The organism is Pseudoxanthomonas sp. LjRoot125 (assembly GCF_964252705.1).
Classification (GTDB): domain Bacteria; phylum Pseudomonadota; class Gammaproteobacteria; order Xanthomonadales; family Xanthomonadaceae; genus Pseudoxanthomonas_A.
The window spans coordinates 675,087-687,705 of record NZ_CAXUOY020000001.1 but is presented as its reverse complement, the minus strand read 5'-3'; the positions used below and the strand labels follow the sequence as shown (position 1 = coordinate 687,705).

The following is a 12,619-nucleotide window of genomic DNA, read 5'->3' as shown; positions in this document are numbered from 1 at the left end:
ACAAGCGGGGGATCAGCGCGCTAGCGCGGCGGGTTCACGCGGGAGTTCCACCGGTGGCGCAGGCAAGGCTGGCTGCAGTTCCTGCAATCGCTGCTGGCCACCCCGCAGCCACGCCTGTCCCTGCTCGCTATGCAGGTGGTCGCGTCCGATCCGGTCGATGGCGGCGGCATCGCCCTGCTTCGCCGCCTGCAACAGCTGCTCGACCGTGTTCGTCGGCGACGCCGCTACCGGCACCGGGCCGATCTCGACCGGACGCCAGCGCAACCCTTCCGCCATCGCGGCATTGCGTGGTTGGGCATCGAGGCAGTCGATCCTGCACAGGTTCGACGGCGCGAGTTCTTCCTGCCTCCCGCGGACGCCTTCCTTGTCGTACACGGAGGTGCGGTAGAAGAACTGGTGGTCTTCGGAATGGTGGATGACGTTGCGCGCAGGGTCGGTGGGCTCTTCCCGCTTCTGCAGGAACGGCGGATCGCTCAGCGCGTTGAGGTAGTCGATCATCAGGTTGCCGCTGCGGATCGACAGGCCGTCCAGCGAGTAGCTACCACCGATGTCGCTGTGCGCACCCGCCACGGTGACGTTGAGGAAGCGTCCGCCATCGGTCACGCCAGGGTCCAGCACGCGCGTGGACTGGTACAGATTGCGTCGCTCGTCCTCGGCGGTGATCTGGAAGCCAGACACCACCGAAGGCGGCAGCCGGCGATCATGATTGCGCGGCTCACCGGTGCCCACCGGATCGAACAGGCCGACCGCCTGGATGACGGTGCCGGGTTCGCGCAGGGGTGGTCGCACCGGCTCAAGTCTTTCGATGTGACCGTTGTGGTCGCGCACGATGTTCATACCTCTGGGATCCTGGATTCCGCGTTCCTCCACCATGCGCGTGAATCCCGCGGCCTGCTCCGCTCCGCGGCTGAATCCAACCGCGACCACGCGGATATCGGCACTCGGATGCTCGTTCAGCCACTCGGCCGCCTTTTGTATGAACTGAAAGTACATCTGCTCCATGCGGGATTCATACGACTGACCTTTTGCAAGGTCGACATAGCCGGCTAATCCTCCCTGCGTACCCGGCCCTTCAACGTAGCCATAGCTGATCGCAGGATCCCGCAACTCTTCGACCTGCCTCGCAATCCGCGCCACGTTGGTGTGATTCTCTGGCGCATCGCTGAACATGCTATTGCCAGTCCCATCGAACGCCGCGACAAACAGCCGCTCATCCGATCTACCGGCGTCGCGCAGCAAAGGTGCGGAGAACGCAGCCAGTTCCCTCCCGGCATGCTGGTAGCCTTCTAGATCCTCGGACGTGGCCGGTGTTGTTCCCACACCATCTTGATGCCGCTCGCCTCCCATCTCCCCTCCTTGGGCGATTGCCTCAATAGGTCTTGGTCCAAGCTAGAACCAGATCATTGCGAAAGCCGCTGTACTTGTTTCCAGGAACCTGCAAGCTCCGCGTCGAAACGAACGCCCGCATGTACACATTGATCGTCCTGTCATTCACCTCCAGGACGATCGCGGGATCTCCAACGTCGCCAAGCACTTCTTCACGAGGCACGTTATGCAGGACGAGGCGATCTTTGAATATTTCGCCGATATCGACGTCTGCCTCGTGCGATGTACCGTCCTTGGACCGCCAGGTGACGCGCGCCGGCTCAGGGAAGTTCCTCCGGGCAATATGGCCCGCACTTAGAATCTGCTCACGCGTGCCGCGATATGAAGAAAGTGGCGGGCTCACGACGTCAACGCTTTCGACGCCATGCGTGAACCCGGAATAGAGGATCCGACAGCCTATCGTGTCGAAACAATGTGCCCCGAAGCTATGTTGAACGAACCTCAGCGGCCATTGCACGGTCTCTACACCCGCAACATCCCCGCCGGGAGATTTCACTTCCTGTTTAGTCGTCATGCCATGGCACCCTGATGTCAAGACAAGCGATACGACCAGACTCGCAAGCAATCGGCATCCACCGTCGCTTCCAGCATCCGACAATCTGCCGAACATCGCCAGGCCTCCTGCCAAAACCAGACATATCTGTAAAGCACACTCGAAGGTTCCGCAAGGCACGACGCGCTAATGTGAGCAATGTCGCGCACTGCATTCATTTACATCAATGTCCGACCTTGCGCTTTACTCGGCCAGCGGACCGTCCTCGTCCATGTGCACGACTTCCCAGAGATGACCGTCGAGGTCTTCGAACCCTCGCTGGTACATGAAGCCGTAGTCTTTCGCCTCCATCGGTTCGCGACCACCGGCTGATAGCGCCTTGGCGACCATCGCATCCACTTCGCCGCGACTGCCGACCGACAGGCAGAGCAGAACTTCCGTGTGCGTGCGCGCATCGCACAGCGGCTTGCGGGTGAAGCCCTGGAAGAACGGCTCCACCAGCAGCATCACGTAGATGCTGTCGCTGATGACCACGCAAGCTGCGTTCTCATCGGTGAACTGGGGATTCGAGGCGTAATCCAGCGCGCTGAAGAAGGCCTTGGCCTTGTCGAGGTCGCGCACGGGAAGGTTGACGAAGATCTGGGTGCTCATGCGCTGCGCCTCATTGCGGGTTGCGGGATGAAAGGTCGGCCGCCAACCGCGCTTCCTGCTCGCGCAGTTCGGGCGTCAGCGCGTCGCCGAAATCATCGGCTTCGAACACCGGGCGCAACTCGATCTCGGCACCCCCGTCGAAGGGTGCGCGCTTGATCCACTCGATGGCTTCGTCGAGGTTGCGGACCTGCCAGAGCCAGAAGCCGGCGATGAGTTCCTTCGTCTCGCCGAACGGCCCGTCGATTACGTCGCGCTGTTTGCCGTCGAAGCGCACCCTGGCGCCACGCGACGTGGGATGCAGGCCCTCGCCGGCGAGCATGATGCCAGCCCTGACCAGCGCCTCGTTGAATTTGCCCATCTCGGTCAGCAACTCGGTGCTCGGCATTTCGCCGGCTTCGGACTCGGGGCTGGCCTTCACGATGACCATCACTTTCATGGCGTTCTCCTGTCTTCCAGGCCGGACCATCCGGCCGCTCTTGTCCTTACGACGAGCGGGGACAACGGGGATCGACAGGGCGCCGGAAAGCAGTTCCGACGGGCGTGTGCCTACGGCAACCGCAGTTTCAGGTCGCGCCGGCCCTGCGCCTCGTTGCCACTGTGGTCGCGCGCGGAGACGCGCAACAGGTAATCACCCGGCGGCAGCGTGTCGGCCTGCCACGTGCCCTCGGCCCATGTCCCGTCGCGCACGGTGTTGGTGACGCTGTAGCGGAACCGCGTGACCGCGCTGCCGTGCACGGTGATGCCGCTGCCGGGTGCGTAGGCGACCTGCACCGCGTCGTCGGACGGCAGCCGCTGGAAGTCGATATTCATGCGTGGCGTTTCGTAGCCCGCCACCGGCGTGCCGTCGTCGTGCAGCACTTGATAGCCCAACGCGTACAGGCCCAGGCGACGACGCGGCAGGTTGCGGTCCACCTGGTCCCAGGCTTCCACCACGATCCGCACGCCCTGCAGCGCGCGCGGCACGACGATGCGACCGTCCTGCTTCGCATCGATGGGCTGGTCCAGCGTATCGAACAGCGCCACCTCGTCGATGCGCGGCGGATACGCATCGGTGAAGCCGGTGAAGCCGAGCCCGATGGCGTTGCGTTCGTAACCGGAAGGGCCGATCGACAAGTGCACGTGCGCCATCCGGTTTACCGTCCCCAGCGGATCGCCCGCCGCGAAGCGGGTACCGCGCCGCACCCGGAGGCGGCTCGGATCACCGCTGAGGTCGTGCAACAACTGGAAGCGCGCGGGATCGAGCAGGTCGCCGCGCGGCGTGCGTCCTACCCGCATGTGGATGTAGTCGAGCGCGCCCACGCCCAGGCCTTCGCCCAGGCCGTCGAATCCCCACGCCGCACTGGGGCTGCTGACCTTGCCGTCGGCGATCGCGAGCACGGTCGCGCCGACATCGCCGCGGATGTCGAGCCCGCCATGCAGGTGGTGCCTGCTCTCGCCTTCGTAGTCGCCACGCACTTCGCCCAGCGTACCGACGACTTCATGCCAGCCATCCTGGGGCGCGAGGGGCCAGCGGCCGGCGGTGTCGGGCAGCGGGTCGTCGGGCGCAGGCCCCACGGGTGACGTGGTCGGTGCAGCACCTGGCGCCAGTGGCGCAAGCCGGTGCACGCGATGGCTGCCCGCATCGGTGAAATGCAGGCGTCCGGCGGTGTCGACCGCAAGGCCCGCCGGGCGCGAGAGGCGCTGGCCGGGCAGATGGCCCGCCAGCACGTGCCAGCGGCCGTCGCGCATCACCTGCATCACGCGCCCGGTATAGAGCTCGCCGACGTAGAGATGGCCATCGTGCGTGAGCGCGAGGGCTAGCGGGCGCCGCGGACCCATCGTCGTGTCCGTGTCGGGCCGCAGCGGCAACGTGCTGACGCCACCGTGCGGTTCGATGCGACGGATCGCGTCGTTGCGCAGGTCTGCGACCCACACGATGCCGGTGGCATCGACCGCTACCGCCGTGGGTGTGTCGAAGCGCGCCTCGGAGCCGGTGCCGTCGAGGAAGCCCGGCGTGTCGCCACCCGCCAGCGTCGTGACCTGGCCATCGCGGTCGATCATGCGGATACGGTCGTTGTAGGTGTCGGCGACGAAGATGCGTCCTCGCCCGTCCACCGCAATACCGACCGGCCCATTGAACTGGGCTTGCGCGCCCGCGCCGTCGCGGTGCCCCGGCTCACCGGTGCCGGCGACGGTCGTCACCACGCCCTGCGGCGTGATCCTGCGGATGGCGTGGTTGCCGGTGTCGGCGACATACAGGTTGTCGTCGAGGTCGCGCGCGAGGGCCGACGGGGTATTGAACGCGGCAGCGATGCCCATGCCGTCCGCGAAGCCTTCGACACCACCGGCGAGCGTGGAGACCGTACCGTCCGGGGCGATGCGGCGGATGCGGTTGTTGTCGCCCGCGTCGGCCACGTACCGCGTGCCGTCCTCCATGACGACGATGCCCCACGGATCATCGAAACGCGCCTGCGTAGCCGCGCCATCGCGCGCCCCGCGAATGCCATCGCCCGCCGCGAGCGTCCGCTCCGCCGACCATGCGAATGGCGTCAGCGGCGGACCCGCATCGGGCACCGGTACCGGGAATCGGGGGGTGAACAGGAAGGTGGCGGCGATCGCTGTGGTGGTCAGCACGATAACCACCCACATCCATGCGGTACGGCTCATTGCGTCGATGCGGCGAAGAAGATCGCCGCACGATAGTCACTCGCTGCCGGGAAAGGAAGCGCGTCCGGGGTGCGCTGCGCGCGCACCCCGGTTTCCCTTCAGGGTTGGCCGGTCGCGGTCACGCGGCAGGGCACCAGGAACGTCACCGTACCGCCGGACGGCAACGCGGGGATCGCCACGCCGCTGCCTACCAGGCTGGCGAGCGCACCGGAGCCCGGGCACTGCGCCCCGCCGCTGGCACTGCAGGTGATCGGGTTGCCCGCCGGCGGACAGGTCAGTCCGCTGCCCGGCGCGTCGGTGACGATGGCGCCATCGGCCGCTTCCGGACCTGTGTTCGTCACCAACAGCGTGAACGTACGCAGTTCGCCGGACACGGCGGCGCCGCCACTGGTGGTCTTGCTCACCGACAGATCCACCAGACGCGCGGTGTTGGTGATGGTGCAGACGATGTCCAGGCCGGTGTGTGCGGCCGTCAACGTCAGCGTGTTGCCACTGAGGTTGCCGCCCGTGCAGCTCCAGGCGCTGGCGTTGTAGTTGCGAGCATTGCCCGCGCCCAACGTCTCGCCCAGGGTGATGACGTTGCCCGCGGCCACCGCAACGGCTGTGCCGGTGTCGGTTTCGGACGCTGTATTGGCGGTGGACGCCAGGCTGGCGGCGTTGGTGCCGCCGGTCGCCGACAGGGCAGCGGTATCGTTGAGCGCGGCGTTCACCCAGCGCTTGGCAAGCGCCAGCGTCGACTGCCGCGTGTTGGTCAGCGTGCAGGTCAGGGTCTGGTTGGCACGGTAGTTCGCGGCCGGGATCACCACCTGCCGTGTGGCGGTATTGACCGTCGACGACACCGTGGTACCGCTCTGGTCGACGCACGTGGCGCCGGTCAATACATAACCGGCGACCTGGGCCTCGGTGAGCGTGATCGGGGCGGCATGATTGGTGAGCGCATACGTGCTCGAGGCCACCGGCGTATTGGTCGCCGTCGTGGTCAGGTTGAAGGTCTGCGCAACCGCGTCGCTGGCGGTGAAGGCGAACGTTCCGGTGCCGCCGACGGTCTGCTTGCGTACGATCACCTTGGAGCCATCGAAACTCCAGCGCATCTCCAATTCGTCGCCGCCGGTCGGGCCGGTCAGGTCGATGCTGAAGGTCAGGCTGGTGACGCCGGTACCGTTGAACTGCACCGAACCGCAGGCCGTGCCGCGCGCGACCGATGCATTGTTGCCGGTGCGGCATTCCGCATCGGCGTCGCCCGAGAACGCGCCCAACTGGCGGAAGAACCGGTTCTGGGCTGGCTGCACGACGAACTGCGTGTTGCCGCTGAGGCGGGTCAGCGTGACCGAACCGCCCTGCGAGGCGGAGCCGGTCAACGTCCAGCGCGAGCTGTTGGGATCGCTGTCGATCGCACCGCCCAGGCGGTCGATATGCAGCACCGGGTTGTCGACCGGCTTGCTGAAGGTCGCGGTGTAGGTGCGGGTACCGGTGTCGTGCAGCATCACCAGCGATGCGCCGTTATTGACGGTGCCGCCGTAGGGGTCGATCCACCAGCTGTTGTTGCTGGCGTTGAACGTGCCGTTGGCGTAGTTCTGGTTGGCTGTGCCGGTCCAGGTCACGGTGATGCCACTCACCGTCGCCGCCGCGGAACTGGACCCGTTGGTGGTCCAGGTACCGGTCAGCAGGGCGAACGCCGAGCCGGCCGCGAACAGCCCCGCAACGACCAGCCCGGCCTGTCCGAGCAGGCGCGACAGCCGGCGTCGCGGAGGCTTGGCCGTTCGGCGGATCGAGGTGATGGCAGGAGATACACACGAAGCGCCCCGCAGGCGCAGACCCAAGACATTGCGCGACATCGACGAACGAATCCCCCACGACCTTCCGGAAAGACAGCGCCTTCCTGGCTGGCGCCCGCCGCGATGCCGCAGCACGCCGCGGATCGGTCGGGTACACCCCCTGTAGTGCCGCCCGGCACCCGGAACCCGGCCTGCCGACGACAATAATGTGATCCGTATCTTAGCTTACAGACCGGGGTTATGAGAGTTTCATCACATAACAATTGAGGCACGCCGCACGCGAGCGCGCCGGAAACGCCGGGGGCGCGGTCAGCTGGTGGACAGCGGCTTGAAGGGCGAATCCAGCACGACCGGTGTCGTGGGATCTTCCTGCTGGCCCGACCCGGCTGCGGCCGCGCATTCAGGCGATCGCGCTTCGGCCGCTTTCCGCGCCATCGCATTCTCGCGCTCGTAATCGAACGCAAAACTCACCGGAATCCGCACCTGGGTGGCGATGGGACGACCATCCACCTCCTCCGGCACCAACCGCAGGGCATCCGCCCATGCGGTCAGGCCCTCCTTGAAATCCTTGAGCCGGCCACGACGCGCTTTCAGTGACTGCAATGTGGTGCGCCCATCGGCTTCGACCCGTATGAGTACGTCGAAGCGTCCTTCCGACCCCAACTGGAACGCGGGCTGCGGATAGCGAGGAGGAGGCAGGCGCAGCGCATCGTCTGCATACCCGGGACCGTTTGACTGGTAGTCCATGCCCACCCGAAGGCTTCCGTCGGGTTGCGGGATCGCGCAGGCCTGCAATTTGACATGGGTGACACCGGGTCGAGGTGCACCTTCCACCCGGGCGGGCTCGAACCGCCACTGTGCAATACGCGTCTCGATGGCCTGCCGGACAACCCCCGGCAGCTTGGCGTTGGCCTGCACCTGCTGGGGCACGCCCTCCGCATCCAGCACGACACGGGCCGTCGCCGGGAAACGCACCAGGTCCTTAGCCTCACCCGCCTGCAGCGACGCGCTGACCAACAGCAGGCCGATCGCAACTTCCCTTCTCATCTCCCCTCTCCTCGCGGACGTGGTGACCCAGGCTAGCCCGTCGTCACCGGCTTGAAGGGCGAATCGAGCACCACGGGACGCGGGGACGCATCCTCCGTCTCCTTGCCCATCGCGGCCACGCACTCGGGAGACCGTTGCTTGGCCTCGCGTTCCTGGCGAATGTACTCGCGCGTGCTCAGCGACCCGCCGCCCATCGAGAAATCCACCGGGATCGCGACACGCGTGACGACGGGCGCGCCTTCGATTTCCTCCGGCACGTAACGCAACGTCGCCACCCACGTGCGCAGGGCCTGGTCGAACAGCCTCAGCTGGCCCTTCCGCGCCTCGATGTTCTCGACGGTTGCGCGGCCGTCGGCGCCCACCTGCAGGACCACGCGAAAATCCCCCTCAGCCCCGCGCTTGGCGGCGTCGACGGGGTAGCGTGGCGCCGGATGGAAGTAGCGTCCATCCGCATAGCCCGGCCCGTTCCAGCCGTAGTCCACCGCCAGCCGCATATCGCCGTTCGCCGAAGGCACCGCGCACGCATCCAGGAAGACGGTCGTGGCGCCCGCCCTCGGCTGGTCGCCGACGCGGGCCGGCTCGAAGCGCCATTGGGTCACGCGCTGCGCGATCGCATCGCGGATCACGGCCGGCAGCTTCGGGTCCACATCGACCTGCTGCGGCACGCCCTGCGCATCCAGGGCGACGCGCGCATGCGCACGGAAATGGATCGGCTTGGATGCCGGCTCTGCCGACGACGCATTGAGGGCCACCAGCAGCAGCCCGATTCCCCACACCTTGCGCATGGCTTCGTCTCTCCCCAGGGACAGACGAAGCATAGCGCCATCCGCCTCAGCGCGTGGGCAGCGCGTCTTCCTTGTAGATCGCCACGTGCGGCACGCCATCGGCGCCGATCCAGCCGCGGTACATGCCCTCGGTGTTGAACGGGAAGGCGATCGAGCCGTCGGCGCCCAGCGCGATCGCGCCGCCGTCGCCACCGGCCTTCGGGATATCGCGGTTGATCACGCCGTCCGCGGCACGCACCAGGCCCTCGCCGGACAGGCGCACGCGCGCGCAGACTTCGTGCGCGGCGGCGGCGCGGATGTAGTACTCGCCCCAGCCCGTACCGGAGAACGCGCAACGATCGTCGGCCCAGGTGCCGGCGCCGATGATCGGCGAATCGCCCACGCGGCCGTAGCGCTTGTTGGTCATGCCGCCGGTGGACGTGCCCGCGGCCAGCAGGCCCTTCGCGTCCAACGCCAGCGCGCCGACCGTGCCGAAGTAGGCTTTGCCCGGCAGTTCTAGCGGCGTGTTGCTCGCCTGCGCCTGCTTCTCTTCCTTCAGTGCAGTCTGCAGCTGCTGCCAGCGCTTCTCGGTGCGGAAGTACGACGGATCGACCAGGGTGATGCCCTGCTCCTTCGCGAACGCCTCGGCGCCGCCGCCGACCATCATCACGTGGCGCGACTTGTCCATCACCGCGCGCGCCAGGGTGATCGGGTTCTTGACGCGATGCACGCCGGCGACCGCGCCGGCCTTGCCGGTGGCGCCATCCATGATCGAGGAATCGAGTTCGTTCTTGCCGTCGTGGGTGAACACCGCGCCGCGGCCCGCGTTGAACTGCGGCGCATCCTCGAGCACGGTGATGGCGGCGGTCACGGCCTCCAGCGCGGGCTTGCCCGCTTTCAATTGCGCGTGGCCGGCGCGCAGCGCGGCTTCCAGCGCGGTGCGGGCGGCAGCTTCATCGGCCGGCGTCATGCCGGCGCGCTCGACGCCCGCACCGCCATGGATCACCAGCACCGGCGCATCCACCGCCACCAGCACGCCGTTGCGCACGGCATAGCGGCGCTCGGCGGCAGGCTTGTCCACGCGACCACTCGGCAGGTGCAGCACGGAGTCGACACCGGCGATCACGGTATCGACGCGATCCAGGTTCATCGCTTCGTCTTCCACCTGCTTCTGCGCGAAGCCGCCCTTCACCACGGCCGCACCAGCGCCCGGCGCGGTGGCGTACACGCGCGCCGTGCCATCGCCCTCGACAGCCACCGCCGCGTCTTCGTCCACGCCCAAGCCGAGGATCGGGCGGCCCGCCATCGACTCGGCCTTGGCCACGAACGCGATCAGGCGCCCCAGGCGATTGCGCTCGCTGAAGTGCGTATCGGTCAGCACGCCCTTCAGCAGCACCAGTTGCAGGAAGCCGGTTTCGATCGTGTTGTCCGGGCCCAGCGGATCGGCCAGCGCGCGCGGGCTGATCTGGCTGCCGCCATCCATCGCGCCGTAGAGATATTCGCCCTGCATGGCCAGGCCGGCGCTGGTGCCGCCCAGCGGCTTGCCCGCGCGCACGTGCGCATCGAGCGCCGCGCCCACCGGCGTGCCGCGCCAGTAGCGCACATAGCGCGACTGGTCGCCGCCGGCCAGGAAGATGCCATCGGCACGCTTCAGGCTGCGCAGCACGGCCGGATCGCTGGCGCTTTCGCGGTCGCTGAAGACGTACGTTTCCACCGAAGCGATGCCGCCCACCTCGTTGAAGAATTCCTCGCCGATCTCGCCCGCCAGCGAAGCGCGCAGTACGACGATATGGCCGTTGCCCGCCTTCTTCATGAACCAGCGCATGGCGTCGAAGTTGCGGTCGCCGCCGCCCATCAGCAGCAGGCCCGGTTCGACCTTGCCCGGTGTCTTGGCCGAGACGTCGCCGAGCACGTAGTGGGCGGGCTTGGCCGCGAACGCCGGCAGCGCCAGCACGAGCACCAGCATGCCGAGCGCGCTGCGCCGCACTGCACCAAGGACAGACACCATGCCATTCACTCCACGTCGAAGGTGGCGGCAGGATGCCACGCACCGGTGACTTGTGGAGACGAAGCGGCGGCGCGCTTCCCCCATGCCGGACGGTGCGCGCTTGGGCTAGAGTGAGGGCATGCCCACCGAATTCGATGCGTGGTTCATCCGCGAGGTGCTCGTCCATGAACGGGCGCTGGTGCTGTTCCTGCAACGCCACTGGCCGCATCGCGACGAGTGGCACGACCTGCGTCAGGAGGTCTACGCGCGGGTGTACGAAGCCGCCGGACGCGTACGCCCGGACTCGCCCAAGGCCTTCCTGTTCACCACCGCGCGCCACCTGATGACCGACCGCCTGCGCCGCAGCCGGGTGGTGTCGATCGAGCCGGTGGGTGATTTCGAGTCCTCGAACGTCTACCTGATCGACGAGGTGTCGCCCGAGCGCTGGGCCGGGACCCGCCAGGCGCTCAAGCGCCTGGTCGAGGCCCTGGACCGACTCCCCGACCGTTGCCGCGAAGTGGTGTGGCTGCGGCGCGTGGAGGAGTTGCCGCAGAAGGCGGTGGCCGCGCGCCTGGGCATCAGCGAGAAGACCGTGGAAAAACATCTGGCCAAGGGGATGCGCCTGCTCGCCGACCATCTGTATGGCGGCGACGAGGCGCATGTGCCTGGCGGGCGAAGGAATGCCCGCCTTGTCATGGACGAGGACGACGGACATGACCGACAGCAGGCAGATTGAACAACAGGCGGCCGACTGGCTGGTCCGCCGCGACGCAGGAGACTGGACGCCGCACGACCAGCAGGTGCTGGAGGCGTGGCTGGCGGCGTCCGCGCGCCACAAGGTCGCCTTCCTGCGGCTCGAATCCGCGTGGTCCGAAGCCGGTCGCCTGCAAGCCTTCGCTGCGGGCCTGCCCGCGGGCGGCCCGCCCCCGCGTGCGGCGACCGCGCCCGATACGCCTGCGTTGCCCGACCTGCGCGATCTCCGCTTCGCGCCACGCCGCGTTGCGACACGGGCGGGCCGTTGGCGGCACGGCGTCGCTGCCACGCTGGCGGTGCTGGCAGTGGGCTCCGCCGCCTGGGGCGGCTGGCAGCTCACCGGACGCCAGGAAGCGCACTACGTGAGCGCCGTCGGCCAGGTGCAGACGGTGACCCTGCCGGATGGCTCCATTGCCACGCTCAGCAGCGACAGCCAGCTCGACGTGCAGATCAGTCGGCAGGAACGCAGCATCGCGCTCGCGCGTGGTGAAGCCTTCTTCGACGTGGCCCACGACACGCGGCGCCCCTTCGTGGTGGAGGCGCAGGGCCGGCGTGTCGCCGCCGTGGGCACCCGCTTCTCCGTGCGCCGCAACACCGACGAGCTGCGCGTCGTGGTGACCGAAGGCAAGGTGCGCCTGGACAGCGGCCCGGCCGCCGATGGCCGCGCCCAGCCCGTCGCCCTGCTGCCCGCCGGCAGCGTGGCGACCGCCGGGCGCAACGGCGTGCTGGTGCGCTCGGTCCCGGTAGCCGACGCCGAGCGCTTCCTCGAGTGGCGCGAGGGTTTCCTGACCTTCGACGACACCTCGCTGGCCGATGCGGCGGCCGAGTTCAACCGCTTCAACACGCGCAAGCTGGAGTTGGGGGATGCCGTGGTGGCCGACCTGCGCGTGGGCGGCAATTTCCGCTGGTCCAATGCCGACGGCTTCGTGCGCCTGCTCGAACAGGGGTTCCCGGTGCGCGCCGAGCGGCACGAGGACCGCATCGTGCTGCACGCGCGCTAGGCCGCCGCCCGACTGACGAAGGTCACGGGGGGATTTGTCCGGTTCGTTCGTCCTGATGTCCAGAAGGTGCCATCCCGAGCACCCCCGGGGAGAGTCGTCCATGCGGTATCCAATGC

The 12,619-nt window shown here is 67.6% G+C and carries 11 protein-coding genes and 1 pseudogene; 2 read left to right on the top strand and 10 right to left on the bottom strand.

Annotation, left to right across the window (positions count from 1 at the left end):
- Positions 1-12: 12 nt before the first annotated feature.
- From ACSION_RS03020 to ACSION_RS02975, 10 genes and pseudogenes are all read right to left on the bottom strand, one after another.
- Entirely contained in the window at positions 13-1,347 is a 1,335-nt protein-coding gene (locus tag ACSION_RS03020; RefSeq protein WP_435304782.1) for a phospholipase effector Tle1 domain-containing protein, read from the bottom strand.
- Positions 1,348-1,369: 22 nt separating this feature from the next.
- The gene (locus ACSION_RS03015; RefSeq protein ID WP_435304781.1) at positions 1,370-1,900 is read right to left on the bottom strand and encodes a hypothetical protein; all 531 of its coding nucleotides are present in this window, start codon (positions 1,898-1,900) and stop codon (positions 1,370-1,372) included.
- Positions 1,901-2,122: 222 nt separating this feature from the next.
- A complete protein-coding gene (locus ACSION_RS03010) occupies positions 2,123-2,530 on the bottom strand; it encodes a VOC family protein (protein ID WP_435304780.1) in 408 nt (135 codons plus the stop codon).
- A 10-nt stretch (positions 2,531-2,540) separates the two neighbouring features.
- The gene (locus ACSION_RS03005) at positions 2,541-2,966 is read right to left on the bottom strand and encodes a YciI family protein (protein WP_435304779.1); all 426 of its coding nucleotides are present in this window, start codon (positions 2,964-2,966) and stop codon (positions 2,541-2,543) included.
- A gap of 110 nt (positions 2,967-3,076) precedes the next feature.
- On the bottom strand, positions 3,077-5,176 hold the full coding sequence (locus tag ACSION_RS03000) for a gluconolaconase (RefSeq protein WP_435304778.1): 2,100 nt from the start codon (positions 5,174-5,176) through the stop codon (positions 3,077-3,079).
- A 98-nt stretch (positions 5,177-5,274) separates the two neighbouring features.
- On the bottom strand, positions 5,275-7,011 hold the full coding sequence (locus tag ACSION_RS02995; RefSeq protein WP_435304777.1) for a prealbumin-like fold domain-containing protein: 1,737 nt from the start codon (positions 7,009-7,011) through the stop codon (positions 5,275-5,277).
- A 249-nt stretch (positions 7,012-7,260) separates the two neighbouring features.
- Positions 7,261-7,998 carry a hypothetical protein gene (locus tag ACSION_RS02990; RefSeq protein WP_435304776.1) on the bottom strand — a complete coding sequence of 246 codons (738 nt, stop codon included), beginning with the start codon at positions 7,996-7,998 and terminating at the stop codon, positions 7,261-7,263.
- A 32-nt stretch (positions 7,999-8,030) separates the two neighbouring features.
- Complete coding sequence (locus ACSION_RS02985) at positions 8,031-8,816, bottom strand: TonB family protein (protein WP_435304775.1); 786 nt, start codon at positions 8,814-8,816, stop codon at positions 8,031-8,033.
- 13 nt (positions 8,817-8,829) lie between these two features.
- On the bottom strand, positions 8,830-9,810 hold the full coding sequence (locus tag ACSION_RS02980; RefSeq protein ID WP_435306649.1) for an isoaspartyl peptidase/L-asparaginase family protein: 981 nt from the start codon (positions 9,808-9,810) through the stop codon (positions 8,830-8,832).
- A 198-nt stretch (positions 9,811-10,008) separates the two neighbouring features.
- Positions 10,009-10,575: pseudogene (locus tag ACSION_RS02975) on the bottom strand (cyanophycinase); the annotation flags it as partial.
- Between the two features lie 313 nt (positions 10,576-10,888).
- On the opposite strand from ACSION_RS02975, the gene ACSION_RS02970 reads away from it, so the two are divergent.
- Positions 10,889-11,485, top strand: coding sequence for an RNA polymerase sigma factor (locus ACSION_RS02970; RefSeq protein WP_435304774.1), 597 nt, complete (start codon positions 10,889-10,891; stop codon positions 11,483-11,485).
- Positions 11,463-12,503 (top strand): FecR family protein, encoded by a 1,041-nt coding sequence (locus ACSION_RS02965; RefSeq protein WP_435304773.1) that lies wholly within the window; start codon positions 11,463-11,465, stop codon positions 12,501-12,503. Before ACSION_RS02970 ends, ACSION_RS02965 begins: the two co-directional genes overlap by 23 nt.
- The last annotated feature ends 116 nt before the right edge of the window (positions 12,504-12,619 follow it).

Bases quoted from the DNA above. Each gene is read 5' to 3' on its own strand.
- ACSION_RS03020 (WP_435304782.1), bottom strand. From the start codon at position 1,347: ATGGGAGGCGAGCGGCATCAAGATGGTGTGGGAACAACACCGGCCACG.
- ACSION_RS03015 (WP_435304781.1), bottom strand. From the start codon at position 1,900: ATGACGACTAAACAGGAAGTGAAATCTCCCGGCGGGGATGTTGCGGGT.
- ACSION_RS03010 (WP_435304780.1), bottom strand. From the start codon at position 2,530: ATGAGCACCCAGATCTTCGTCAACCTTCCCGTGCGCGACCTCGACAAG.
- ACSION_RS03005 (WP_435304779.1), bottom strand. From the start codon at position 2,966: ATGAAAGTGATGGTCATCGTGAAGGCCAGCCCCGAGTCCGAAGCCGGC.
- ACSION_RS03000 (WP_435304778.1), bottom strand. From the start codon at position 5,176: ATGAGCCGTACCGCATGGATGTGGGTGGTTATCGTGCTGACCACCACA.
- ACSION_RS02995 (WP_435304777.1), bottom strand. From the start codon at position 7,011: ATGTCGCGCAATGTCTTGGGTCTGCGCCTGCGGGGCGCTTCGTGTGTA.
- ACSION_RS02990 (WP_435304776.1), bottom strand. From the start codon at position 7,998: ATGAGAAGGGAAGTTGCGATCGGCCTGCTGTTGGTCAGCGCGTCGCTG.
- ACSION_RS02985 (WP_435304775.1), bottom strand. From the start codon at position 8,816: ATGCTTCGTCTGTCCCTGGGGAGAGACGAAGCCATGCGCAAGGTGTGG.
- ACSION_RS02970 (WP_435304774.1), top strand. From the start codon at position 10,889: ATGCCCACCGAATTCGATGCGTGGTTCATCCGCGAGGTGCTCGTCCAT.
- ACSION_RS02965 (WP_435304773.1), top strand. From the start codon at position 11,463: ATGACCGACAGCAGGCAGATTGAACAACAGGCGGCCGACTGGCTGGTC.